This is a genomic window from Bacillus sp. AK128, assembly GCF_053903075.1.
This window is the reverse complement of the sequence record NZ_CP096379.1, coordinates 324,985-351,760: the sequence shown is the minus strand read 5'-3', so window position 1 is coordinate 351,760 and position 26,776 is coordinate 324,985. Positions and strand designations below refer to the sequence as shown.

Genomic DNA, 26,776 nt, shown 5'->3' with positions numbered 1-26,776 from the left:
GCGTGGTGATATTTATGCTTCAAAGTGAGTTAGCAAGAGAGCAGCTCCACTATTGTGCGAATGAGATTAGAACGGAGCTAAGCCCTGATATTGATTATGATCGAGATAAGATGAAAAAGGGCTTGAATTTATATCGTCAAGGCCGTGTTTATAATGCGGTGATGGAGGAGCGCTATATTGAAGCGAAGGTACAGGAGGAAGAAGTATATGATGTGACACTTGACCTAGATGTTTTTGTGTTGAGTCATTGCTCCTGTTCAGTTGAGGGCATATGCCGTCATAAACTTGCTGTTTTCTTCTATTCTTATGCGATGGTTGACCGAGTTGGGGTATTTTTCCAAGAGTGGAAAGAGAACAAAAAAATAACCATCACAAAAACTAGGTCTAAAGGACTACCTGGAGAGGAAGAAGAGAAAAAGCAAAGTTTTGGGGAAAGTGTAGGAAGCTGGTATTCGTTTTTTAAGAAGGAATATCATTTATATAAAGAAAAAGAAAAGAATAACCGATTTTCATTTAATGCCATGTATCAGTTTGAATCCGTATATAAAAACTTCTTCAATACCTTACGAGCAAATGCACCGACGACTCCGTTTATTAAGGAATTATTTATGATTCATGCGGCCAGTTTTACGATGCAAAGGTTAGTGGAGGAATCTGAGCAATCTAGACTTTCGCTCAGCAGCAAGGATAATTACGTATTTCCTTATGTAGACCAGTTACTTGATACGATTCACGAGAGGCTGTTAGATGTTCGAAAGCTGGCCGTTCCCCTTTCATCTGATACTCTTTTAACAGAAACAAAAGAACAAATTCGCGCTCTTCTTTTTTGCGGAAATGAGTATCAATATGAGCGACTAATGGCTTATTTTATGATTTGGAATACCCTTTTAAATCAGAAAAAGTGGATCATTGACGAGGAAACTACCCTGTTGAAAAAACAGGAAGGCTATATTGCCAAAAAGCAGTCTCAGGCGGTTGATTGCCAATTTGCGCTAGCACATATGGCATATCTTTTAAAGCAGGATCAAAAGGCCGTTGATTTATTAACAAAAATTCAAGGCAATTATATAAAGTTTTGTTATTTTTGGGCGGGTACGTTAGGAAACTCAAAGGAATGGAAGCGTCAAGAAGTCTGGTTAGCTCACACCTTAAACCTATTAAAGGATTATAACCAAACGATGATGGACTATTATTCCAAGCGAAATTTGACTCGCCAATTTTTACCGATATTTGCTGACCATTCTCAGCAAAATGAGCAATCCTCCCTCTATATCCATGCGATGAAATCACTACTTCCGTATAGCTATATGGAATACAATGACCTACTCCTTCAACAGGAGGATTATCAGGCATGGGCGGATTTACAGATGCTAGTTGGCTTTGATGTATCTGAGCATAGTCGAGAGCTGTTGAAACAAATTGAAAAAATTGATCGGAAAGTGTTACTGCCGATTTATCATAGAGCGGTCAATGATTCGATTGCTCAAAAATCTAGACCGGCTTATAAGCAAGCCGTTCGCTATTTAAAGAAGCTTCGTACTCATTATCGCCAGCTTAAACAGATGGATCGCTGGGATAATTTTATTCATCGTTTAGCTAATGAGCATAAACGACTGCGAGCATTTCAAGAGGAATTAGAGAAAGGAAAGCTGCTTCATGATTGAGATTAAGCCATTGGTTGGAAAAGCAGAATACTTGGACACCAAAGGAATGTTTATTTGGGTTGAAAATGAACAAGGCCGTGACTTAAGCATTGACGAGTGGAAGGACGCTGCTTTTGCACGTCATGAAGCAACCTTCTATGGAACGTTCGTAAAAAAACTCAATTGGAAGCGATATGAGGGAATTCTTCTTACCCCTTGGATGGCCTTGGATTATTTTTCGCAACCGAATTATAACTCCCTATTTCCACTTGATTGGGATGGTCAGGCTGTTCAGTTTCGTAATGTTGCTTCGACCTTAATGGATGCGATTGTCAACGGTGATTTCATGCCAGACTTTGATGAATGGAAGGCCGGACATATCGGCTGGAAGCACACAAAACTAGATTTGTTTGATACAGAAAAAGAATGGTTCAGCGCTGCCATTCAGGAATATATCCAATCGGACGAAGAGTTGCTGCACCTTTGGAGTGAGCTTCAACGCCGTTACCCTCTTTTACGAAGAAGCGGTGTAGCTGTTGATGAAGAGGATTGGCTTTTGAAGATTGGTTGGAAGGAAGACTCATCAAGATTCAGAGTTGGTTTACAGCTTGAAGAGCCGATTGAGGAAGGCTTTGACTGGAATTTATCCGTGATTCTTCGTGAAAAGGAAGCACCTGATGAGATCTTACTGGCTCATGAGGTCCGTGAATTGGACGAAGAGGATTCAGCAGATATTCAAAAAGCAATCGATCGAATTGCTACCATGGTACCTTGGCTACAAGGTGAGTCTGGATTTAAAACTACCTTATCTGAAATCGAAGCGTTTGAATTTCTAACAGAAGCAAGTACTGCCCTAACGAATGCTGGTATCGAGATCCTACTTCCTTCCTGGTGGCAGTCGATTAAGGTTTCTCAGCTTGCGTTAAAGGCAAAGGTGAAAAATACTCCAAGCTCATCTAGGCAATCTTTTGTCGGAATGAATGCGATTATCCAATACGATTGGCGTTTATCTACTAATGGAATAGATATTTCTGAAGAGGAATTCACCAAGCTTGTTGATGAAAAAAGAAGGCTTATTAATATAAGAGGTCGGTGGATTCGACTTGACCCTGGCTTTATTAAGCAAGTACAAACCATCATGCAAAAAGCAAATCGTGAAGGTCTTCGCTTTTGGGATGTCTTGGAACAGGAGTTACTAGAGGAAGATCGAGAGAAAAGCATAGAGGAACTAGAGAATGCTCAGCTGTTTAGGCATATACAAATCGAGCTAAACGATCAGCTTGCCGGAATGATTAAGAAGCTAACTGAAGTGAAGGAGCTTCCTAAGATTGAGATCCCTACTTCTCTTCAAGGTACACTTCGTCCTTATCAAAAGCATGGGGTGGAGTGGCTGTTATTTTTACGAAGCTTTGGATTTGGTGGTTGTTTAGCTGATGACATGGGGCTTGGTAAAACTGTTCAGATGATCACATATTTTTTATATGTAAAAGAAAACAAAAAACCAAAGCAGCCTGCTCTCATCATTTGTCCTACTTCCGTATTAGGAAACTGGCAAAAGGAGCTTGAAAAGTTTTCTCCTTCTTTAAAGGTTTATTTGCATTACGGGACAAACCGGAAGAAGGAAGCCGCTTTTCAAAAAGAGATTCAGGATGCAGATATTGTGGTTACCTCATATGGACTTGCCCATCTTGACGTCGAGGAACTTCAAGAGATTAACTGGAGTACCGTTTGTATTGATGAGGCCCAAAATATTAAGAATGCCGATACGAAGCAATCTCGGTCTGTTCGAAGCTTAACTGGTGAGCACCATATTGCGTTAACCGGTACACCGATGGAGAATCGACTTTCTGAGCTATGGGCAATCTATGACTTTATCAATAAAGGCTATTTAGGAAGTCTTAATCAATTCCACAAGCGCTATGTGGTACCGATTGAACGTGACCAAGAGGAGGAAAAGGTTCGACAGCTTCAACGAATGATTCGTCCTTTCCTACTACGAAGAACAAAGAAGGATGAAGAAGTTGCCCTAAATCTCCCGGATAAGCAGGAGCAAAAGGAATACTGTGCTCTTACGATTGAACAGGCATCCCTTTATGAACAGCTCGTGAAGGATACATTTTCTCAGATTGAAAGTCTGTCCGGTATGCAGCGCAAAGGGCTCGTGTTAAAAATGCTTAGCAAGCTCAAGCAGGTTTGTAATCATCCAAGTCTTTATTTAAAGGAAGAACAGCCAAAAGAGCTGTTAACTCGTTCGAATAAAATGGAGAAGCTTTCAGATCTTACTCAGCATATTAACGAGCAAGAAGAAAGCTGTATTATCTTTACACAGTACATTCAAATGGGAAATATGATTCGTTCATATTTGGAAAATGAATTTAATCAAACGGTTCGCTTTTTACACGGCGGAACGTCAAAGGTTGAACGCGACCGGATTATCCATGATTTCCAAGAGGAACAGCAGCGCTTTTTGATTTTATCCCTAAAGGCTGGTGGAACAGGGTTAAACCTCACAGCGGCTAACCATGTGATTCATTATGATCGTTGGTGGAATCCTGCTGTTGAAAACCAAGCGACAGACCGGGCTTACCGGATTGGGCAAACGAAATTTGTCCATGTTCATAAGCTGATTACCGCTGGGACACTTGAGGAGAAAATTGATGATATGCTCGAGAAAAAGCAGCAGTTAAATGATGAGATCATCCAAAGCGAAGGATGGATTACCGAGCTTTCGACGAGAGATCTCCATGAACTCTTCTCTTTACGATCGGATTGGAGTGAATAAATATGGCGAAAAAAAGTAAAGAAGAGATTAAAACAATTGATCCTAAGCACCGTGATAAGGCTAAAGAATGGCAAGAGCTATATGAGGCAATGTCACGAAAGGTGAAGGAGAAATAACCCTTATCCAACTATGGATTAACGGGTCATCTTCTGAAGTGGAAATAATAAATAAACGTACAAATAATAACCCAAAGCATGGTGATTTTTAATCATCATGCTTTTTCTCTTTAGGTAAATTTAGCCGGAAAAATTCTGTTACTTATTGGATAGGGGAAGTCTTTTTTTTCGATTATATAGTACGAGGTACATAAGTATTCCAACAATTCCTCCGACCGTGTCAATTATTACATCATGAATAAGCGGTGTTCGATCACCCGTGAAATGCTGATGTAGTTCATCTTGAACACCATATAAAAACACAAATAGACCAGAAGTGATCAAGCTAGTCATGACTCGATTTTTTAGAAATGTCTGCAGTGTCGCTCGAATGGTGAAGAAACCAAGTAGAAAAAAGATTCCGAAATGAGCTCCCTTTCGAATAAAGAACTCAATAAACGATGCAGCTCCTAGGTGTTTTACACTCACCAAATATCCCGCATAATCAAACTCAATCCAATGAAAGCCTGTTTCCACCCATTCCTCATTTATAAAATCTGTTAAAAAAGGTTTTACATCCTGTTCTTGATAAGGCTGTGAGGAAAACCAAAAAATAATCCCAGCTATCATTATGACGGGGATCCAATATATCAATCGACTCATACTCTTTTCCACCTTTTTACTAATTAATATGAGTCTACTACAGATGGTGTAATTAAAAAAGCCTCCTCTTCTTCGAGCAGACTCAAGGTATATCTATAAAATATAGCAAATCAACTTGATCCAACCAAAGAGGGAAATCCACAAAGGTATACTAAGACCAATCCCCCACAACAAACCTATCGAGAAATTTCCTTTGAAGTCATAATTCATACTTATCACTTCCCACGGACTTTTTATTAGGTATACCCATGCTTAGTGAAAAGTATTCCAAGTAAGTGCCTCACTATTTCTTCTCTAGTTTATTAACGGTTCTCTTCACTTCTCCTACCTCTTTAAATAACAAATTCACATCTGATTCTGTGTCGGTGACTCTTCTTCCTAAATCCATTCTCATTGAGGTCATAGTTTCTGTGAGTAATGTCATATGGTGCCTCATTAAATCTTTGATTTCTTGATGACCTGATTTTTGTCCTACTTCTAAGTTTTCTAGTCTTTCGTTTGTCTGTTTTTGGCCATTTTCTAAGATACCCAATCTATTGTTCGTTTGCATTTGGCTCGCTTCTACACTCACCAGTCTTTCGTTCGTTTCCTTTTGACTCTCTTCTACACTTCCTAATCTTTCGTTCGTTTCCTTTTGGCTCACTTCTACACTCACTAGTCTTTCGTTCATTTGCTTTTGGCTTGCTTCTACACTTCCCAGTCTTTCGTTCGTTTCCTTTTGACTCGCTTCTACACTCACCAGTCTTTCGTTCGTTTCCTTTTGACTTTCTTCTACACTTCCTAATCTTTCGTTCGTTTCCTTTTGACTCTCTTCTACACTGCCTAATCTTTCGTTCGTCTGCTTTTGGCCTTTATCTAGGGATTGAAAATTCACATGTATCTGCTCTTGGATGTGTACTAGTTTTTCAATAACAAATTTCATTTCATCATTCATGACAACACCCTCCATTTCTATTATTATACAAAGCATTTTTATATAATCAATGTGATTCATTTATAACAAATGACCAGCCACTAACCCTAAAAATAGTAGCTCTTACTATAGATGGTTTTTTCTCAAAAAAAACTAGCCAAAGTTATGGCTAGTATCAAGTGGGGACCTGACACTTACAAGTGAACAGGTTAGGTATAACGGAGAGAGTATTGATTTTTTATAATGAAGGTATAGAGGAAAATATTCTGGTGACCATAAATAATCCCCTACATCACCCCTTTCATTTCATTTGTAGATTCTTTGTCTTTAAACAGCAGCGACTTCCTTCTTATTGCTTAAGAATTTTACGCCTTCTGCGACAACTTCTGTTACATACACCTTTGAACCTTCTTGGTTCTCATATGACCTTGTTTGAATTCGTCCCGTAACACCAATTACGGATCCCTTTTTGCAGTAGTTCGCGGTGTTTTCTGCATTTTTTTGCCATAATGTACAGTTCAGAAAATCTGTATCATAATCACCTTGTTGATTTTTAAAATTACGATCAACTGCAAGTGTAATTGATGCAACTGCCTTCCCATCCTCTAAGTACTTTAATTCAGGATTTTTGACTAGTCTCCCTACTAGAATAACTTTGTTTATCATGAAATCTCCTCCTTAGTGCCTATCATATTTCAGAAGATTCAAACGGTAAAATTGACAAAAAGTAATTTCCACCTTGTTTTGTCTCACTAAAATCAGATTTTCTTCCTAGCAAAAAATGATTTTTGTTCTTGTAATTGCTATTAAAATTTAAAATCTACTAAATTTGACAGTTTTTTTCGACATTTGGAAGAGTGAAATAGGAGTACCGGTTTTCATAGCCGATACATAAGCCTTGAAGTGCGTGTAAAGATTGTGGTTGATCGTCTGAGGAATTGGGTTGTGGAGTGCCTTTTGAATAACAAATTACAGAAGGACCTGTTTTATGAAAGAGAATAGTTACGCTAACACCACAGTCTCCATTTTTGCCAAGATACAATAGTTCAATGGATGGAGCCTTCATTGGTTGATAGTTTCGAGCAGGCTCTTTAATAGTAGGAGGCTCCTCCTTTGCAAGAATTCTAGCAGACTGAAAAACGGCTTGATTAAATTTAAAGGTCATATCCTCCTTATTTAAAGCTTCCCTACTAGTCAGCTGCAAATGGACAGGCCCCTTCTGTTCATTACGAGTGTTTGATAAACCAAAAACGCGAATATCTGATAAATAGAAATCCTCCATTGTGTTCCTCCTTTTTATTTGGGTAAGAACTGGATGGTTGGACATCCAGTTCTAAAACTCTTAAGCTCTTGAGTGCTCTGGAGGTAGTGGATCTGCAGATTGAGTGAAAGAAACGCTAGAAACGCCTAAAAGTACTGTACAAACTAATGCAACACCTAAAATCCATTTTTTCATTTATTTGTCCTCCTTTCATAGGTTATATAAATATATTAACTTAAATAAAAAAAGATTTTTTTCGGCATTTTAATAGGTTATTATTGAATTATCTACATTTTTCTCAATTTTCCTACAATTTTCTTTTTAATTATTATGAGTTCGAATATTTATAAAGGGGAGATTCGATGTCTTTTAAAGCAGATTTCAACAAGATTGGCCCTGCAATTAAAGATTTAAGGAAATTAAAAGGATTAACACAAAAAGATTTGTGTGATGATGGCAAGATTATTAGTCAGGCACAGTTAAGTAGAATTGAGAATGGCTATACCTATGGATTATGGGATAAAATCTTTTTAATTGGTGAGAGGATGGGAATTGATTCAAATTATTTTTTCGAGATAGCTAAAAATACAGATACTGAGTTTGTTTTTGGAGCTAAGAACAATGTGAGAGAGCTTGTAGAGCGGAGAGAGTATGACCAAGTTTCAAAAATCATAAGATTACATAAGAAAAACCCTGCTTTTTATAACAACAAACAAAATCTTCAATTCTTAATTTGGCATGATGGTATTTGTACGTTTCAATTAACCAAAGACTTTAATCTTGCACATCAAATCTTCCAGGAAGCTTTAAACTTAACTTACACTCCCCCAAAGTATATTACTGAACAAGAGTTATCCATTATGAACAGTATTGGAGTTATATCTTTTGAATCGACTAACTATGATCTAGCTACCTCCACTTATAAAACTGCCTTAAAAGAAATAAGACATTCTCCCGTTGTAATCAATATAAAAGTCAAAATCAGATTACTTTATAATTTAGCAAAGGTTTCTTCAACAGTTGGAGAATACGAGGAGTCGGTTAACTGTTGTATAGACGGTATAAATATTTGCAAAAGAAATAGTTACTATTACCTTTTAGGAGAATTTTATTACCAGCTCGGTGTTAATTACTTTTTCAAAGAAGAGTATTCAAGCTCAAAAGAAACCATTCTTAAAGCTATTAAAGTCTTTGACGTTAACGATGATTCAGAAAATCTAAATAGGTCTTATAAAGCACTTGAAGAAATAGAAAAGAAACTTTCTGAGCAACTCAACCCATTTTTACTATAAGTCCCTTTCACTCTATCCCATCTACATTCTTAAAATAGTAGTAGCTGATGGTGCTATTTTGTCATGAAACATCACAATATATGGTACACTGAATGTAGATTAATTTTATAGAGGAAGGTAAGTGTCATGAATAAAAAGAAAAAAACACACGTTCCCTTTCGTTTGAACTTTTTGTTTTTTATGGTGTTTTTGCTGTTTGCAGCCTTGATTATGAGACTTGGGGTTGTGCAGATTGTATATGGTGAGGATTATCAAAAGGAAGTAAATCGTACTGAAAATATGCAGGTAAGTGTATCGGTTCCACGTGGTGTTATTTTTGACCGCGAGCATCGTGTTATTGTTGATAATGAAGCAAAGAATGCGATTACTTATACAAAACCTAAAGGTACAAAACCAGAAGAAATGCTAAAATTGGCAACTTCACTTGCTGAGCTTATAAATCAAGATACTGAGAGATATGAAAAAATCACAGAACGTGATTATAAGGACTATTGGATTTTAACTAGACCAGAGGAAGCGAAGGCGAAGTTATCTGAAGAAGAGATGAAAGAGAAGGATGCCTATGATCTTCAGCTCGATAGGATTACAGAAGATGATTTGGCTCAAATTACAGAGGAAGAGCTAGAAGTCGTGTCCTTTTTCCGAGAGATGGTTGCAGGTTCACAGCTTACTCCTAAAATCCTAAAAAAAGGACTCTCTAATCAAGAACTTGCCGTTATTAGTGAACAGTTAGCAAGTTTACCTAATATTGATATTACCACTGACTGGGACCGTGATCCTCATTTGGAAATTCTAAGATCTGTAGTCGGCAGCATTTCTTCAGCCGATGAAGGGCTTCCAGCAGATAAGCTAGACTATTATTTAGCCAGAGGATATAGCCGTGATGATCGCGTTGGGCGCAGTCAACTTGAAGAGCAATATGAAGAGGTTTTATCTGGCCAAAAGAAAATCATTAGTAATGTAACCGATAAAGCTGGGAATGTGCTTGAAACTAAAGTGGTCCATGATGGTTCTAGTGGGAAAGATCTCATTCTATCTATTGATTTTGGACTTCAAGCAGAGGTTGAAAAGATCGTAGAGGAAGAGTTACTTTCAGCCAAAAGAGCTGGTGGAGCAACATTCCTCGATCGAGCGTATGTCGTCATGCTAAACCCTATGACTGGAGAGGTTCTGTCCTTAGCTGGGAAAGAGCTTGTTAAAGAGGAAGGGCAAATTGTTGTAAAGGATCATGCCTTAGGTACCTTTACTTCAGCCTATACGATGGGGTCTGCTGTTAAGGGGGCTACCATTCTAACTGGGTTAGAAAAAGGACTTATTCAACCTGGAGAGTATATTTATGACAGACCTATGTATCTTAAAGGACCGGTTAAAAAGAGCTCTTATAGTACTTTAGGTTCACTAGATGATCGAAATGCTTTAAAGAAATCATCTAACGTTTATATGTTCAACATTGCTCTACGATTAATGGGTGTCAACTATAGTCCTTATATGTCCTTACCACTTAGACCCGCTGCACTGGAAGAGTTTAGAAGCTACTTCCATCAGTTTGGACTTGGGGTAAAAACAGGGATTGATTTACCTTCTGAAAGTACTGGGTATGAAGGGACTCTTTCAAACCCTGGTCTTATGCTTGACTTTGCCATCGGACAGTTTGATACGTATACACCACTTCAGCTTGCTCAATACGTTTCTACGATTGCAAATGGTGGCTATAGATTACAGCCACAGCTTGTCAAGGAAATCCGACACCCATCAAACGATGATCAGCTCGGACCTGTATTAAAATCGTTTGAACCAGTGGTGTTAAATAAGATTGATATGAGTGATGACCATTTAGCTCGAGTTCAAGACGGCTTTAGACGAGTCATGCAAGAATCCGGCGGTACAGCCACAAGTTGGTTTGGGGTTGCTCCGTATAATTCCTATAGCCCAGCTGGAAAAACCGGAACTGCTCAGTCTTTCATCTTTGAAAGAAAAGATGGTAAGGTGATCACCCATTCAACCTATAATCTAACATTAGTTGGTTATGCTCCATATGATAACCCAGAGGTTGCCTTTTCAATTGTCGTCCCTTATTTAGACAGAGATGATAACCCCGTTAACAAAAAGATTGGTCAGCGTATACTAGCCAAATATTTTGAGTTGAAAAATCAGAATGGTGCAGCAGCTACTGATCCAAACGTTATCATTGAAAACGACCCTACCCTAGAGGGAGAAGTATCAGAATAGAACAAAGAGGCTGGGACATAAGTATTTCAGTTAGTGAAAAACCCGAACAATTAGGTGATATTTTGATGTATCTTTCACCTGCTAGTTCGGGTCTTTTTTTGTTACTTTTCTAGATTTGTTTAAAATTGTATTCTTTTTTTTAAACTAGTGGAATGGAGCGGAAGACGCTCGACTCCTGCGGGAGATAGAGGAAAGGCTGAGACCCCGCAGGCGTAGCCGAGGAGGCTCAGATTCCTCCCCGCGGAAAGCGAGCGGCTGCAGCGTAATGGAACAACCCTGTTTTTCCAGCTTAACTAGTTAATAAGTAAGAAAAAAAACGAAAACAGTATTATATTGATAGGTAGACTAATTTAGAGATTATTTGGCTTTGGGACTGGTGTATTAGGTTTTGTCCCAGCCTTATTCAAAAATCTTATACTCTCTCATCTTTAATTATAAATGAGGTTTCTTTTAAACATTTCTTATAAACTCAATAAATGAGTAACCAAATAGGATGGTAACGCCTATTACATTCAGGATAATAAAGTAGTTCATAGCTTTAATCGCCTGTCTGTAAAAAGCGTATTTCTTAGATAGTAGCTGTAAACCTGTAAAATGAGTCTTCTTGTAGTTGTCTAGTACATCTTGATCACTAAGGTTATCAACGATATGAAGATATTCTTCGTCCGTTAAATACTTGCCCTTGTTTTTAAACCAGAAGATATAATTTGCAACCGGAATTTTCCCTGTTACTTCTTCCGTTATTTTATTTTGAATAATGCCTTCACCTGGTCTAATCGTCATAATCAAGTAGTAGACAATGTAGAAGGAAAATAGAAAGCTTGCAAATAAAAAGGCATAGGAAAAAATTCCGATCAGTAGCGATGTTTGTTGGGTAACATTAAATATGCCAACGAAATCCTTTAATAGCGTCGTAATTAATATAAAATAACCTGCTTGAATTGCCATCAGGATGCTTGCCTTTTGGTCCATCACTTCAATACGCTTTTCGACATGTTCAACAGAGCTTCTTATAAATTCAATTTTCTTATCAAAATCCATATTACCGAAAACTCCTTCTTGGGCTTTCCTTTATATTACATTAAAATTTTTAAAAAATGGTGGTTTTCTATCTATTAATTAAAGAGGACAGCTCATATAATATCTATAATAACAAGCTCTGGAGGAGTGGCTGAAATGGATAAGATTGAGATTTGGAATGAAGTGTTTACCATCATACCTGAAGTGGATTTCCCTAGCAATAATAAGCTAATTGATGATGTATTTATCATTTCTCAGTATTACTCAGAATTAGAGAGTGGTGGCCATGAAAGTTTGTTTACATGGTTTGGAGAGTATATACAGGAAATTGGAATAACTTCTTACATAAATAAATTAATACGGATTCTTGAGGAAGTAGAGGCCTATGATTATGCGAAAATTGTTAAGCAATACGGTGAAGAAATGTGGAGATTATACATTGCGTTAGAAGAGGATGAAATAGAGGAGGATGCTTTTTATCGTGTGATTGAGAAAGCAAATGGTGACTATTATGCACTTGATGGAAAACTTGCAGATTTGTTAGAATCCTATTTTGTGAAAATCTATGATGAATTAGTTCTGGTTATTAAAACTGCACCTCAGGAGTAAGGAGTAGGTGCAGTTTTTACCAATATAGTCCCTTTAAATTACCCGCTTCGCCCCCATATAGTACTGTGACCAATAGGAATGATCTATTGAGTAAATAGCAATCCCTTTTGAGCTTGTGGCTGATATATATTGATTATCTCCGATGTAAAATCCAACATGGGATACGACTCCTGGTACGTTGACACCAAAGAAGACAAGATCTCCCGGCTCAAGATTTGCTTTTGAAACGGGACTTCCCATTTTGAAATAGTCGCCAGAAGTGACTCTTGGCATATCGACTCCATGCTTATTAAACATATAATACAAAAAGCCTGAACAGTCGAACCCACTTGTAGTCGAGCCTCCCCATACATAAGGGATCCCTAAGTAATTTTGTGAATCCTCTACGATTGCGAGCTTTACTTGTTGCATTGATTTTTGTTCTGGTGCAGGCTGTGAGGTTGTTGTTCCCGTTTTAGGAATGGTTAAACTTTGACCGATATAAATTGTGTCAGCGGATAGGTTATTGGCTTGTTTTAACTGGGTAGTAGTGATTCCAAAGTTTTTGGCTATAAGTGATAGGGAGTCACCTGACTTTACCGTGTATTTGGTTGCGGCTGTCGCTGCATCTCCTGTCAGTTTTATGGTTTGTCCCACATAAATTTGATCTGTAGTTAATCCATTAATCTGCTTGATCTGGTTGACGGTTATATTGTATCTCTTCGCAATCACTGATAGTGAATCACCTGACTGAACTTTGTAGCTTGAAGGCGTTTCAGTTGTTGTAGAAGCAGTCCCTGTTACCTTTAACGTTTGACCTACAAAGATCATATCATTCGGTAATCCATTCATTCTCTTTAGTTCATCCACTGCTAGATTGAATCGCTTGGCTATGACTGAAAGTGAGTCTCCAGACTGAACCGTATAGCTTTGTTCGGTGCTTATCTTTTGATTGGTATTTGTTCCCTCAGCTACCTTCAAAGTTTGACCTGCAAAAATCATATCATTCGTGAGTTGATTAAGCTGCTTTAATTGTTCTACCGATAGATTAAACCGTTTTGCGATGATTGATAATGAATCTCCGCTTTGAACGGTATAGGTTACAGGCTGTGAGGTTGGTAGCTGTCCTGAAGGAATCGTTAATGTTTGTCCTACAAAAATAATATCTGAGGTTAAATTATTTAACTGCTGGATATGAGTAACGGTCGTATTAAATCTCTTCGCTATTGCAGATAGGGAATCTCCCGATACAACCGTGTATTTCGTTTGCTGTTGAGCTACAATTGAATCCGTTGTTGCTGCTTGTGCAGTGAGCGTATTACCTGCTCCAAAAGCTAGAGTAGTGACCACGATTGATCCTAGCATAACCTTTATAATATTACCGTTTACGTTTGGAACTCGTTCCTTTATATATTCGATTACGCTTGCTTGTAAGGTTACTTTTTTCTCAGGACCAGAATAATTATATTCGTCAGCAAATTCGGTCAAAGAGGGATCTAGAAATAGAAGGATTGTGCCATCCTTCTCAATTCGATGGTTCATAATCATGTTGGCTTCCTCCCTTTTTGCATAGTTTTTTCTAAAATGTAGTGATCTATGGGAGAAAAAATAAGGAAGATTCTCTTAATGAGAACCTTCCCCTGTCACTGGTGTTGTTTCTTGTACCCATTGTGAAAATGAATCCCAAAACGCAGGATTTTCCTGTTCTAAGCCCCAGTTTCCTGTTCCTTTTATTCCGTACTTTTCAACTAGATCAAATTTGGCTCGGATCGATTGTTCATTTTCAAACCAGACCGTATAATTGCCTGGTTGAAGAATTTTTCCATATACATTTAAACCAGGGTCTCCTTCATTAATTGTGAAGGTTGCTTTTGGAGACATGGTTGCTTCATCAAAGGTGACGACACCGTTGTACATCTGGATTGCTTGAGCGACATGCTCATTGGCCATTCCATTTCCTCCAACAGTTGATCCCTCTTTCCAGTAACGTCCATAGTGACCGATCCCCAGAACTATTTTATCTCTTGAAACACCATTGTTAATCGCGTATTGAATAGATTGTTCCACGAATTGGATACTTGCAACAGGACCTGGTTCACTACCTGTATAGCTTTCATCATAGGCCATGATCATCAGGTAATCAGAGGCATCTCCTAAGGCATTGTAGTCATAGGAACCATGCCAGCCAAGGGTGAAGTTCCTTGGATTTGCCGCTACTGCAACGGAAACCTCTTTATCAGCAGGTATTTTTGCTCTGAGCATTTTTGTAAACTCGGTATATTCATCGCGGTATTCATGGGTGACATTTTCAATATCAATATTGACTCCGTCTAAATTATAAATTCTAACCGCTTCGGCAATCTGGGTTGAAAGTTCTTCTCGGTTATCTAATGCTATTTCACCAAGAGCTCGATCCCAATGGTTACTTAAAAATGGCACGACCCGAATTCCATTACTCTGCATGTTTGCGATGAAATATCTGTCTAACACTTGAGTGAGCTTCAAGCTACCATCCGCATTAATATCAAAGTAAGTAGGAGCTACCACATTGATGGCGCCTTGGGTATTTTGCATTGTTTCCAAATAGGTATTCGAGCTGCCGTGGTAAAGATACCCCATATTAAAGGAGTGCTCCTCTGCAACTGCAGCTTCTGTTAAACCTGCTACTAACGGAACCTTAAGAACCTGCCCGATATATATCATGTCAGATGTAAGATTGTTTAGTGATCGTAATTCGCTTACGGTTGTCCCCAGTACAGTTGATATTTTCCAAAGGTTATCTCCTGATCCTACGACATAGCTTGAAACACCTGTTAGCAATGGCTTACTTGCATTGCCAAAGGCATCCCTTTGTTCAATCAGAATGAATGGCTTTTGACCGGCTAGTGAAGTTAAATCAATGGTTCTGGTAAACTCACCTGATTCATTTAGCTGAAATGTATGAGTAATCATATTTGGGCTGGTTTGCCCAGATATATGAACCGTAACCTGACTGTTTGACTCACCGATTCCCCGGATCTGATAGACATATCCCGTAGTTGTTTTAGTAAGCTGACTCGTTTGAATAACAGGTTGTATCGCTTCGGTATCCTTTTCAATCGTGTGTGTCATAGCTGGGCTTGTATTGCCAGCCACATCATGCTGAGAAACTTTTACATGAAGTGTCCCGTCAGAGAGGGATTGTAGGTTCAGTGGTAAGTGAAACCTGCCATCCACAACAAGTGCTGTTTCAGTCACACTCTCTATACCATCCGTGACTTCAATTGTCACAATTGCCCCTTCTTCTTGGCTCACTCCACTCACAATATAGGCGTCAACATTGGCTGAAGATACTCTTCCTTCTTCCATCACTTCCAATAACGTGATGTCCGCAACCTCTGTATCCTTTGTTAAACTGATTTCTTTTGTTATTCCTTTGTTTTCAAGAGCATCTCTCGTTATTACCCGACCTGTCAATTGGCCATCAGCAATCTTGGAAAGATCAGTTGTGATCGAAAAGCTACCGTCACTTTTGGCTGTACCATGATAGATGGTTGTGTTTACACCGTCTGTTAACTCTATTTCAACATCTGCATCAGGTTCGGTAATTCCCGAAATAATAAAGTCTGTGACAGAGCCTGTATTAGCAATTTGGGCCATTTCGATGTCTAAAATTTGTGGTCCTGCCTTATCTATTGCGACAAACTGTGAGTTGGTGTGACCTTTATTCCCAACCTCATCGATTTGATGTATGGCAAGCTCCATTCGATCACCTGTAAGAGCCGACACATTAACCTCTATTGTAAACGTTCCATCTCCTCGCACCTTTGATTGCTGGGTAAGTTCATATCCAGTAGCGTCCGTTAGAAGAATTTCCACTGTGCTTAACGGTTCACCTGTGCCTAATATTGTATAGCTCTCGACATTTTTTTGTGAGATTGTGTCTAATGGACTTAAAACTACTTGATTTGGTGCCACTGTGTCCTTTTGAATGACTTTAGTAATAACATTACTCTTATTATTGGCTTCGTCAGTTTGATAAGAGATGGCAGTGATGGCCCCGTCCTTTAAAGAGCTGACATTTATGTTGTCTGAAAAGCTGCCGGCTTCGTCAGTTTTGATCACTTTTGTGATCGTCTCACCTGTTAGATCTGCAAAAGAAAGATGGATATTTGTATTCGGTTCGCCTGTTCCTTGAACCTTATATGCTACTGCTTGTTCTTGGTTGATTGGTGCTAAATCAAAAAGGAGTAACTCTCCAACGGATACGTCCTTAACCGTCTGAGTGATATAGCTTTCACTTTCGTTACCTACTCGGTCAATACTTTTTGCCTCAAAGGTAATCGTGCCTTCGTTAAATACCCTTGCATCAACAATTAAGGTGAAATCCCCGTTAGAGTCAGCCGTTACTTGACGATTCATTTTGTTGATGTCATCACTAATGATCATTGTGATGAGAGCGCCAGGCTCGGTATTCCCGGATAGAACGACCGCATGCTCGTTATTGGCATTAATATAACTAGGAACCGTAACCGTTGGAAGATTAGGACTCGCTGTATCTTTCATAAGCTCTCGAGTACTAATATTGCTTTCATTACCATGAGCATCGGTTGCGACTAGCTTCACTAGAATTACTCCATCCGTTAATGCTGAGAAGTTTATGTTGCTTTGGTAGCTGTTATTGGTGACGGGTAATTCTTCACGGATGGTATTTTGATTTTGATCGATGAATTCGAACCGAATCGACGTCGCATCAGTAACACTTCCGCTAATTTCGAAAGCTTCTTGGTTTTTTGAAGTAACAGTTTCTGCATTGTTAAACACAATCCCGCTAGGACCTAATACATCCTTCGTTACGGTTTGGGTTAATGCCTCACTATTATTTCCTTCCTCATCGATTGCAATCGCTTGTATAGAAATGATCCCATCATTTAGAGGCATTAGTCCTTGTCTGATTGTAAAAGTACCATCTGCATCAGCGGTTACTTCATGCTGGATGGTTTGGTCTACTTCATCTGTAAAAGTTATTAGAACCCGTGCACTGGCTTCCGTTTTCCCTGTCAACACATAGGTTGCTACATTTCCTTGATAAATGACCGGAAGTGAAGAAAGACTCGGTTCTGCTGGAGCAGTCTGATCAGTGGCCGGTGCGGGTTCTGTAGGTACCGATTCGTCTAATTTTTGAACTGGAATGTGAAGCGCTTGTCCTATAAGAATGGTGTCGGTTGTTAACTGATTGGCTTCCTTAATGGCTGTGGTGGTCGTGTTATAGCGTTTAGCAATTAAGGAAAGGGTATCTCCAGCCACAACTGTATAAGTTTGGGTGGTTAATGGTTGTTCTGTTTCAGTTGCTGTTGTTGGTTCATCTGGTACTGATTCTGCATCTGTTGGTGCCGAATCTGCTGTTTCCGTTGCTGCTGAGGGTAGGGCAGCAGTCGTAGGAATGGTTAATGCCTGGCCGACATAGATGGTATCTGTTGTTAGGTTATTAGTACTTTTTAACGCGTCGACTGTTACACCGTATCGTTTTGCAATTAGAGAGAGTGTATCCCCTGAGACTACTGTATAGACTTCTGCAGTTGGTACTGGTTCTACAGTGTCTGTCGGAGTAGTTGGTTCAGGTGCTATCGTTTCAACTGGTGTTGGGGTCTCAACTGGTTCGGTTGGTACAGGTTGCGTAGGTTGAGTTTGTACAGCCGTTGGTATGGTTAGCTTTTGGCCGATAAAAATTACATCGGTTGTTAATTGGTTCGCACTTTTTATCGCATCAACCGTTACGTTGTATCGTTTAGCAATCAGGGAAAGGCTATCCCCTGAGACCACTGTATAGATTTGTGTTGATTGCTGATCAGGGGTTGCTGGTGCAGTGGGTGTAGGTTCAGCTACCGGTTCTGTTACATTGGTAGGTGTTGTGATTTGCTTTGGAACCTTTAACACCTGTCCAGGATAGATGTTCGTTGTCGTTAATGCATTCAATCGTTGGATTTCCTGTACGGTCGTTTGATAGTTTTTGGCGATTAGACTTAAGGAGTCCCCAGATTTCACAGTATATTGAATTGTATTTTGGTCTGTTTCGGCTGGTTCTGATGTCGGTGCAGGTGCCGATTGGGTTTCTGTCGTAGCTGTTGTTGTAACTGGCACCGAGATTAACAGCTTTTGTCCTATATAAATATTGTCACTTTTTAGGTTGTTTGTCGTTTTAATTGCATTAACAGAAGTATTAAGCCTTTTGGCAATAAGTGAAAGTGTATCGCCACTAACGACAATATATGAGTAAATCGGAAGTTTAATCGTTTGACCCACATAGATCACATCTGTTTTTAATCTGTTCATTTGCTTTATGTCAGTGACCGTGACATTATATTGTCGAGCAATGACCGACAAGGATTCACCACTTTTCACCTTATGTGTTAATAAAGGGATCCCAGAGACCGTTTGATAGGTGGGATTGCTTTCCGCACGAGCTTGATTAGGATTCATGTCACCCATTTGAATAATACCAACTACCATAGCTCCAGCAAGGATTTTTATGGTTTGAATTTTTATATTAGGATATTTTGCTTTTGCAAATTTTTTCGCTTCTTGAAGAAGACTTTCTCGTTTTTGAGGGTATTCCCCTAGCTCACTACCAAATTCCTCTTGAAAATCATTTAAGTAGAGCTCAAGAATATATTGATCTCCTTCTTTAGTCACTTTATAGTGTTTAAATTCCATACTCTCACCTCATCATCCATTTTCACTAATTTTAGTGTTTGTTGAGAGAGGTTGGTTCATGTATAGGATTTATGCGTTAGACACTTATGAGGTGGTTAAGTTATGAATCTGCTTATAGATCTCGACGATTTCCTCTATCCTCATTCGAACGAGTCCACTTGATGATGGTGCGACGAAATCAATGACCCCTTCTACCATTGATTGTGGTTGGACTCCCCATTGAATTTTCTTTTGCTTTGAAAATTCCTGGTACACTCCTTTTCCTACATAACAGGCCACCTTCGGCTTATATGTTTGCAGCTTTTGCTTAAGTAGCTCTCTTCCTTCTTCATATTCTTCCTTTGTAATCTCCAAAGCTTCCTTTGTAGGTCTTTCAACGATATTCGTTAAACCATATCCTAACTTTAGTAGATCTCGGTCTTCAGTTGTGTGATACAACCTTGGTGTAATACCTGACTGGTAGAGGATTTTCCAAAAGCGGTTACTTGGATTTGAAAAATGATTGCCGGTTTGGCCAGATTTTATGCTCGGGTTAAAGCCAATAAAGACTATTTTTAGATTAGGTGCTAGGTGGTCTGGAATGGGATACAGTTCCAAGTTTCTTCACCTCTTTTTTACTTTTATTTTAGCGTGAAAGTGGGTAAAAACAAAATATTGAGGATATACGTTATTTAGTTATCTGATTTCGTTATCAGAGTAGATTAAGTCATTCGTCCATTGTTTTTCAATCTGTTCTGAGTATATGATACAGATGAAACGTGCTATAATATGTACAAAAGCACGGAAGTAGGAGGATTTATGAAAACTTTTAAATTGGTGTCATTAAAGATTTCACATCCCCAACAGCAGGTTAGAAGTCAGCAGGTTGAGTTATTAGACGGACTCGTTATTAATAAAGAGGATGAGGAACGAAGATGGCTTCTTGAAATCTATGTTGACAAGGAATATGAGGAACTCTTTCAAAAGCTGAAGGACGACGAGCAAGAGGTAAAAGTCGCAGCAACTATCTCGAGAAAAGATAATGACCCCGCTTCATTTATCACGACCATCCAATCAGTAGCGGTGATGGAACATAATATGAGCGTTCTTTTTAACGGTGTATTGGTGGGGAAAGCAGACATGTCAGAAGCGATCTTAACCGACCTTATTGATGAAGGATTACAAGGAAACCACTTATTAGAAGAGTATAAAAAACGTGTGTACGAACAACGAAATACAGGTGTAAAGGTAAAATAGTTTAGCCCTTTAACGTAATGGGGGCCAGGCCCCCACCGCTTTACAGCGGTGAAGGCCTGGCCCTTTTTTATAGGACTTCTTTGTTTACTAGATTTTGCGGGACTGCTCCACTTAACGCCTGTAGTAGATTTTGAGCGGCTAACTCTGCCATTTTCATTCTAGTCTTTATACTAGCTGAACCGATATGTGGAAGGGCTACTACGTTTGGTAATGTTAACAAAGGGTGATCTAATGGGACCGGCTCTTGTTCGAAGACATCAAGCCCTGCAGCCCATATTTTCTGTTGCTTTAAAGCCGTATATAAATCCGCTTCGTTGACAATCCCACCACGGGCAACATTAATTAAAACAGCAGTTTCTTTCATGAGGGAGAGTGCCTTTGCAGTGATAAGGTTTTTAGTGTTTTCATTATAAGGAACTAAGATGACGACAAAATCTGAACGTTTTAATAGTTCTTCAAGCTCTAAATACGTTACGCCTAAGTTGGCTTCTGCTTCTAGCTTCCTTGAACGGTTATAGTAGAGAACTTCCATGTCAAAGCCTTTTGCTCTTTTAGCTACAGCCTCTCCAATTCTCCCCATTCCGACGATCCCAAGAGTTGCTCCAAATACATCCTGTCCAGTAAGCATCATAGGAGCCCAAGATTTCCATTGTCCACCTCGAAGGAATTCTGAAGCTTCTGGTATTCTTCTAGCTGTTGCCATTAATAACGCAAAAACCAAATCTGCTGTTGACTCTGTTAGAACACCCGGCGTATTTGTGACCATGATCCCCCGTTTACTGGCAGCTTCCACATCAATATTATTAAACCCAACTGCCATATTACTTATGACCTTTAAGTTTTTAGCCCCTTCTAACAACTTGTCATCAATTTGATCGGTAAGTAAACAGTATAGTCCATCCACTTCCTTGATTTGTTCAAGTAGAACCTCACGTGGTACGGGAATTTCTCCCTCCTCCCACATCGCAATATGGCAATGCTCCTCTAATTGCTCCACAATTTGCTTAGGCAGTTTCCTCGTAATATAAATACTTGGCTTCATCTCAAGCACCCTCTCCTCACATATCTCTCTCCCTTTATTTTACCAAACACTTTAGCACTGTAAAGAGATGGGGGCCTGTCCCCCAGTGCTTTAAAGCGCTGGGGGACAGGCCCCCAACACGTTAAAGCGATAAAATGTTTTACATTATTGGTGCAAGTATTTAGAATATTCTTATAGTACATAATCAAAGGAGGAGATATTATGGTTCAAACCTTATCAAAGGAAAAATTTATATATGCATTTAGTAAGGAGCATAGTCCAGCACTTACCGTAGCTCCTAAGTCGACAGTTGTTATTGATACATATGATTGTTTTCAGGATCAAATTAAGTCGAATACCACTGCTATTCAATCGATTGATTGGGATCAGATTAATCCTGCTACAGGACCTATTTATGTAGAAGGTGCAAAGCCTGGTGATATTTTAAAGGTAACTATTGATGGAATTGAGCTTGGTAAGCAGGGAGTAATGGCTGTTGGTCCAAACTTGGGTGTGATGGGTCATCGAATAGAACAGTTTGAGGCAAAGATTATTCCAATTGAAGATGAGATGGCAGTTTTCAATGATAAAGTTAAGATTCCACTTAATCCCATGATTGGCGTGATAGGGGTTGCACCTGAGAACGAACCTGTCTCTTGTGGTACTCCTGGAGCACATGGTGGGAATATGGATACTAAGTTAGTCACAACCGGCGCAACCTTATATTTCCCTGTTTTTCAAGAAGGGGCTCTATTCGGATTAGGCGATTTACATGCAGCAATGGGAGACGGAGAGATTGGAGTTTCCGGTATCGAGATTCCTGCAAAAGTAACGGTTACTCTTGATGTAATCAAAGGACAGAACATCCGCTTTCCATTTTTGCAAAATGAAGAAGGCCTGGCTGCACTTGTATCGGCCGAGACTCTTGACGAAGCAGCAAAGCTTGCGGTCGAAGAAATGATTGATTTATTACTACCACACACTGATCTTACGCTTAACCATTTAACGATGCTCATGAGTGCAGTTGGGCAATCACAAATCTCACAAATTGTTGACCCACTGTTAACAGCTAGATTTGTTGTACCACAATGGTTTTTAGATACTTACCAAATTTCAGCTTTTAAAGCCTAACAAAACCTTTACTACTTTAAAGGAATGGGGGCCTGTCCCCCGGTGCTTTAACGCACTGGGGGACAGGCCCCCACTACGTTACTGTGTGAAAGCTTCAATTTTTGACCAATCGAATAGGGAGCCCGGATCGTTTTTTCTAGTTGGGGCATATTCATCATGACCAATGATATGTTGACGATTTCGTTGAATACCCGGATTTCTAGATAAGATACTTTCAAGTAGCTTATTTAAAGATTCATATTGGGCATTTGTGTAACCAATATGAGAAGGATCTATGGATTGATAGGTATTAGCTGGAATCATCGAGGTCATTTCCTCTTGTGTCCCAATTGCTAATAGCTCAATACCAATTGAATATCCATTAAAAATGTCATCGTAATAAGGAAAGTCTGCCAGATACCCTGGACCTGCATGAAAAGCAATTCTATCTTCAGGAACCATCCTATGAATGGTGCCATCACGTTCAATTAAATAATGCGTGGAAAACCCATAATCAACAAAGATATTCGTTATATCCTCCATATTATAGGGATCCTTAGGGTTCACTGATCCATTACTCATAAAGTGGAGGACGACATGAGATATCGTACCCACTCGAGGTTTTGAGTTTTCTTCTGGAAGCAAGGTGTCGACTACCTCAATTCCTAAACCCTCTTTTATATCTGATTGGTCCGCTGCTTTCACAATAATCAGATGATTTTCCTTAATGTACACTCCCACTACCATTGCACTTATTAAACAAAGCGAAAAAAATACGATCCATTTTGGTTTCATCTTCTATTATGACCCCTTGTTTTTATAACGTTCTATTTTCCCATTCATTCTACCATATTAAAATTACTTTAACGAGTTAATGTAGTGGGGGCCTGTCCCCCGTCGCTTTAAAGCGATGGGGGACAGGCCCCCACCGCACTAAAGTGTCGCCTTCTTTTTTGTGTCATAGTATGATAAGGGTAAATTGATAGATTAGGATGAGATATTGGGTGATTAGTATGGTGCTTAGGTCAATTTCATTGTTATTTGTTTTGTTTTTGTTGGTGACAAATAGTACGGTTAGTTTTGCTCATAATGGAAGCTTGGATGAGTTAGGTGGGCATTTTCGTAATAGCGATTGTGTTTATTTGCTGCATGAGCCTACTTCACTAGTGCAGTCAGCTACAAATATAGAAGAATTGATTGTTTTGATTAAAGAATATAACAGCAATAACTGCAAGAACAGCTTAACAGAAGACCGTGTAGATCTAGGTGAATTTAAGCTTGGTGGTAGTGGTACTTCTAATAAAAAATCTGAAACATCTCAAGCTAGCACTGATTCAAGCCATTTAGAACTTGGGCAACGGTATGTTGCTACTCTTGATCGATGTGTTGACGGCGATACGGCTGTTCTCACTGTGAACGGAACATCGTATAATACACGTTTTTTATTTATTGATACACCTGAATATACGACACAAAAGGAGCCTTATGGCAAGGAAGCATCTGAGTTTACATGTGATTTTTTAAGTGAAGGAAATATATCAATAGAAACGGATGGAAAGGAACTATTTGATAAGTATGACCGCTTATTGGCCTGGGTGTTTGTTGATAATCAGCTTCATCAAGAGGAAATTACGAAGCTTGGTCTTGTCGAGGATTTTTACGATTACGGAAACTATCAATATGAGGATCTTGTTCGTAACGCAATGAAGCAAGCAGTCGATGATAAACTCGGGATTTATAGTGAACAAGAGGATACAAACACAAAGGGTTATGTTATTGCCGGAATTGGAGTCCTCCTAGCAATTTTAGTACTAGTTATTCGTAAATTATTTTAAATCTTCGTTAGTTTTTGCACTTATTTTCGTTCAAATTATTCAGATAATGTTAAAATAATACTAGAATTACCCATTATTTTTCCGAGAGATTAGGTGAAAAGCTTGTCTACTAGTAAGTTAAATCCCGTATTATCCCAAACAAGTGAAATTGATTATTATAAGCAGGAAAATGAAAAGCTTAGATCAGAACTGGCGACATATAAAGACAGGCTTGATGAACTATCTAACAGTCATTCGATGTTTGAACAATTATTTAATCACATATCAGATGCCGTTTACTTCTATAAAATAGATTCAAATGGATATGCTAGTAAATTTCTTGAAATTAATACAACCGCCTACCAAAGATTAGGCTATACTCGTGAAGAAATGCTAGGTCTATCACCTTTTGATATCGACTGTCATACAGAAGCAGAACTATTATCGTTGGTTCGTGACCATAATACTATTTTAGAAACTGCTCATGTCTGTAAAAATGGAGACCATGTTCCTGTTGAGATTTATACGAGCCTAATCGAAATTGGGGAGGAAAAATACTTCCTTTCTGTATGTAGGGACAATACAGAAAAAAAGAAGGTTGAACTAGAAATTCGAACTACTCGTGAACAATATAAGAGATTAGTAGAATCTTCTACGCATGGTATAGCTGTTTTAGAAGACGGAAAGTGGACCTATGCTAATGAGGCTACACTTAAGTTATTCGGTGCCAAAACTAAGGAAGAGCTTCTTGGAAAAGACGTTTACGATATGCTTCATCCAGAATTTCATGCCGATTGTAAAGCGATTATAAACAAAGGTGGAGTACATAAGAGACTGAAGCGAAACTGGACTACCTTAGACGGGAGAGAACTTCAAACAGAAGTAGTTTCCATCCCTTTTCCCTTTCGACAAGGTCAAGCGAATCAGTTAATCATTCAAGATTTGACCGAGTTAAAGCAGGCACAGCACATGATGATTCAAGCAGAGAAAATGAATGTCATCGGTCAGCTAGCCGCTGGAATTGCTCATGAAATACGAAATCCTTTAACCTCCTTAAAGGGCTTTGTTCAACTTTTTATTGCAGGGACAGTCCCGAACGATACCTTCCTATCAATCATGCAAACTGAATTAGACCGAATTGATATAATCTCCAATGAATTTCTGACTCTTGCTAAACCTGGGAATATAAACTTTATCCCTCTCAATTTAAAAGAGCTATTACAAAATGTCGTCAATCTACTAGAAACGGAGTTGTTTAGACATTCCGTTACCCTTGAAGTGAATTTTGACCATGGAGACGCACTCGTGAATGGAGAAGCAACCCAATTAAAACAAGTTTTTATCAATCTGATAAAAAATGCATTTGAAGTAATGCCTAATGGAGGAACCATTACCATTCACTTGGAATTGAGAGATACCTTTGCGTTTGTGTCGATTATAGATGAGGGCTCTGGGATGACAGAAGAACAACTACGCCGGATTGGAGAACCCTTTTTCACTACAAAAGAAAACGGAACGGGTCTTGGCTTGATGGTTTCGTACACCATTATTGAGAATCATAAGGGAGAGATAGGTGTAGAGAGTAAACTAAATGAAGGGACCACTTTTACAGTTAAACTTCCTTTATTGCAGTAATAAATAAATAAAAACCATAGCTATGATTGAAAAAATGTATTTTTCACATCCTTTGTCCTAAATTATTTAGGTCAAAGGCTTTTTTAATTGGTAGGGATTGGGAATTTTGTATCGTCGACAATATTCTGCAAAATCCTCACTTTTTACTTGTTAGTATGTTTGGTAGGGGGGATTTATATGGAAATTATCAAGCCTATAAAAGAAACCATCATTTCAATTCCAAACCTAGAAATCCGTAATGATATTAAACAATTCTTCACCTTTTTTCTGATTCAATCCATCGTTTTCTTACTGTTAACACCTATTGCGCTTGCTGTACCTGCCTACTTATTTTTACATAGTGCATCGGCTGCTGGATGGGCTGCATTTTTCCTTTTTATTCTTGCTAGCGTCGTGTTTCTAACGTGGCTATTTATATCAATTTTATTCTTTTATTCGGTTACAGATCCTAAAACTTGGCCAAGATATATTGCATTTGCTTGGCTTGTGATATTAATTGGAACCTTCATGACCTGGATTATATTTTTAGACTCACTATCATTAGTAGCTTAGTAGTTACAAAATTTTTTGAAATTCCATGAAACCTTTTTCTGAAGAATAAGTCTAATCTAGAAAAGGTGCTATGGAGGGTAAATCATGCATAATAAAACCTCGGTTAATTCAACTTATGAAGAAGAAATGATCATCTTAACGGACGAAGAGTTGGACCGTTTCTTAGATGAGGTAATCATTGATGCAGTGTTCCAATATTTTACCGATGATTGGTTTGAGTAAAATTAGC

General features: G+C 38.7%; 21 protein-coding genes. 11 read left to right on the top strand and 10 right to left on the bottom strand.

Annotated elements, in window-relative coordinates:
• Window positions 1-14: 14 nt before the first annotated feature.
• Both M1D60_RS01675 and M1D60_RS01670 read left to right on the top strand, forming a co-directional pair.
• Window positions 15-1,664: an SWIM zinc finger family protein gene (locus tag M1D60_RS01675; RefSeq protein WP_456277498.1), complete on the top strand. Its 1,650-nt coding sequence runs from the start codon at window positions 15-17 to the stop codon at window positions 1,662-1,664.
• Window positions 1,657-4,425, top strand: coding sequence for a DEAD/DEAH box helicase (locus M1D60_RS01670; protein WP_456277497.1), 2,769 nt, complete (start codon window positions 1,657-1,659; stop codon window positions 4,423-4,425). Before M1D60_RS01675 ends, M1D60_RS01670 begins: the two co-directional genes overlap by 8 nt.
• Before the next feature lie 254 nt (window positions 4,426-4,679).
• Here the strand turns inward: M1D60_RS01670 and M1D60_RS01665 are convergent, their stop codons facing one another.
• The 4 genes from M1D60_RS01665 to M1D60_RS01650 form a co-directional block, all read right to left on the bottom strand.
• Entirely contained in the window at window positions 4,680-5,183 is a 504-nt protein-coding gene (locus tag M1D60_RS01665) for a VanZ family protein (protein ID WP_456277496.1), read from the bottom strand.
• A gap of 283 nt (window positions 5,184-5,466) precedes the next feature.
• Entirely contained in the window at window positions 5,467-6,117 is a 651-nt protein-coding gene (locus M1D60_RS01660) for a hypothetical protein (protein WP_456277495.1), read from the bottom strand.
• A 306-nt stretch (window positions 6,118-6,423) separates the two neighbouring features.
• A complete protein-coding gene (ssb, locus tag M1D60_RS01655; protein WP_456277494.1) occupies window positions 6,424-6,762 on the bottom strand; it encodes a single-stranded DNA-binding protein in 339 nt (112 codons plus the stop codon).
• 157 nt (window positions 6,763-6,919) lie between these two features.
• Window positions 6,920-7,378, bottom strand: a complete 459-nt coding sequence (locus M1D60_RS01650) for a hypothetical protein (RefSeq protein ID WP_456277493.1) — start codon at window positions 7,376-7,378, stop codon at window positions 6,920-6,922.
• A 341-nt stretch (window positions 7,379-7,719) separates the two neighbouring features.
• Here M1D60_RS01650 and M1D60_RS01645 point away from each other — a divergent pair, with 341 nt between their 5' ends.
• Together M1D60_RS01645 and M1D60_RS01640 are read left to right on the top strand one after the other, a co-directional pair.
• On the top strand, window positions 7,720-8,649 hold the full coding sequence (locus M1D60_RS01645; protein WP_456277492.1) for a helix-turn-helix domain-containing protein: 930 nt from the start codon (window positions 7,720-7,722) through the stop codon (window positions 8,647-8,649).
• Between the two features lie 126 nt (window positions 8,650-8,775).
• Window positions 8,776-10,878 (top strand): peptidoglycan D,D-transpeptidase FtsI family protein, encoded by a 2,103-nt coding sequence (locus tag M1D60_RS01640; protein WP_456277491.1) that lies wholly within the window; start codon window positions 8,776-8,778, stop codon window positions 10,876-10,878.
• Between the two features lie 450 nt (window positions 10,879-11,328).
• Here the strand turns inward: M1D60_RS01640 and M1D60_RS01635 are convergent, their stop codons facing one another.
• Window positions 11,329-11,919, bottom strand: coding sequence for a hypothetical protein (locus tag M1D60_RS01635; protein ID WP_456277490.1), 591 nt, complete (start codon window positions 11,917-11,919; stop codon window positions 11,329-11,331).
• A gap of 135 nt (window positions 11,920-12,054) precedes the next feature.
• On the opposite strand from M1D60_RS01635, the gene M1D60_RS01630 reads away from it, so the two are divergent.
• Window positions 12,055-12,507, top strand: a complete 453-nt coding sequence (locus tag M1D60_RS01630; protein ID WP_456277489.1) for a DMP19 family protein — start codon at window positions 12,055-12,057, stop codon at window positions 12,505-12,507.
• Window positions 12,508-12,540: 33 nt separating this feature from the next.
• Here the strand turns inward: M1D60_RS01630 and M1D60_RS01625 are convergent, their stop codons facing one another.
• The 3 genes from M1D60_RS01625 to mug form a co-directional block, all read right to left on the bottom strand.
• Window positions 12,541-14,034 carry a LysM peptidoglycan-binding domain-containing protein gene (locus M1D60_RS01625; protein ID WP_456277488.1) on the bottom strand — a complete coding sequence of 498 codons (1,494 nt, stop codon included), beginning with the start codon at window positions 14,032-14,034 and terminating at the stop codon, window positions 12,541-12,543.
• A gap of 75 nt (window positions 14,035-14,109) precedes the next feature.
• Window positions 14,110-19,179 (bottom strand): LysM peptidoglycan-binding domain-containing protein, encoded by a 5,070-nt coding sequence (locus M1D60_RS01620; RefSeq protein WP_456277487.1) that lies wholly within the window; start codon window positions 19,177-19,179, stop codon window positions 14,110-14,112.
• Window positions 19,180-19,263: 84 nt separating this feature from the next.
• Window positions 19,264-19,770: a G/U mismatch-specific DNA glycosylase gene (gene mug / locus M1D60_RS01615; protein ID WP_456279547.1), complete on the bottom strand. Its 507-nt coding sequence runs from the start codon at window positions 19,768-19,770 to the stop codon at window positions 19,264-19,266.
• A gap of 207 nt (window positions 19,771-19,977) precedes the next feature.
• On the opposite strand from mug, the gene M1D60_RS01610 reads away from it, so the two are divergent.
• A complete protein-coding gene (locus tag M1D60_RS01610; RefSeq protein WP_456277486.1) occupies window positions 19,978-20,415 on the top strand; it encodes a YwpF family protein in 438 nt (145 codons plus the stop codon).
• 67 nt (window positions 20,416-20,482) lie between these two features.
• On the opposite strand, the gene M1D60_RS01605 is transcribed toward M1D60_RS01610, so the two are convergent.
• The gene (locus tag M1D60_RS01605; protein WP_456277485.1) at window positions 20,483-21,457 is read right to left on the bottom strand and encodes a 2-hydroxyacid dehydrogenase; all 975 of its coding nucleotides are present in this window, start codon (window positions 21,455-21,457) and stop codon (window positions 20,483-20,485) included.
• Between the two features lie 201 nt (window positions 21,458-21,658).
• Between M1D60_RS01605 and M1D60_RS01600 the strand changes: the two genes are divergently transcribed.
• Complete coding sequence (locus M1D60_RS01600; protein WP_456277484.1) at window positions 21,659-22,567, top strand: acetamidase/formamidase family protein; 909 nt, start codon at window positions 21,659-21,661, stop codon at window positions 22,565-22,567.
• Window positions 22,568-22,645: 78 nt separating this feature from the next.
• Here the strand turns inward: M1D60_RS01600 and M1D60_RS01595 are convergent, their stop codons facing one another.
• Window positions 22,646-23,341 carry an N-acetylmuramoyl-L-alanine amidase gene (locus tag M1D60_RS01595; protein ID WP_456277483.1) on the bottom strand — a complete coding sequence of 232 codons (696 nt, stop codon included), beginning with the start codon at window positions 23,339-23,341 and terminating at the stop codon, window positions 22,646-22,648.
• A gap of 218 nt (window positions 23,342-23,559) precedes the next feature.
• On the opposite strand from M1D60_RS01595, the gene M1D60_RS01590 reads away from it, so the two are divergent.
• The 4 genes from M1D60_RS01590 (at window position 23,560) to M1D60_RS01575 (ending at window position 26,769) form a co-directional block, all read left to right on the top strand.
• Entirely contained in the window at window positions 23,560-24,381 is an 822-nt protein-coding gene (locus M1D60_RS01590; RefSeq protein WP_456279546.1) for a thermonuclease family protein, read from the top strand.
• 102 nt (window positions 24,382-24,483) lie between these two features.
• On the top strand, window positions 24,484-25,995 hold the full coding sequence (locus M1D60_RS01585; RefSeq protein ID WP_456277482.1) for a PAS domain S-box protein: 1,512 nt from the start codon (window positions 24,484-24,486) through the stop codon (window positions 25,993-25,995).
• Window positions 25,996-26,172: 177 nt separating this feature from the next.
• Complete coding sequence (locus M1D60_RS01580) at window positions 26,173-26,547, top strand: hypothetical protein (protein WP_456277481.1); 375 nt, start codon at window positions 26,173-26,175, stop codon at window positions 26,545-26,547.
• A gap of 84 nt (window positions 26,548-26,631) precedes the next feature.
• A complete protein-coding gene (locus tag M1D60_RS01575; protein WP_456277480.1) occupies window positions 26,632-26,769 on the top strand; it encodes a hypothetical protein in 138 nt (45 codons plus the stop codon).
• The last annotated feature ends 7 nt before the right edge of the window (window positions 26,770-26,776 follow it).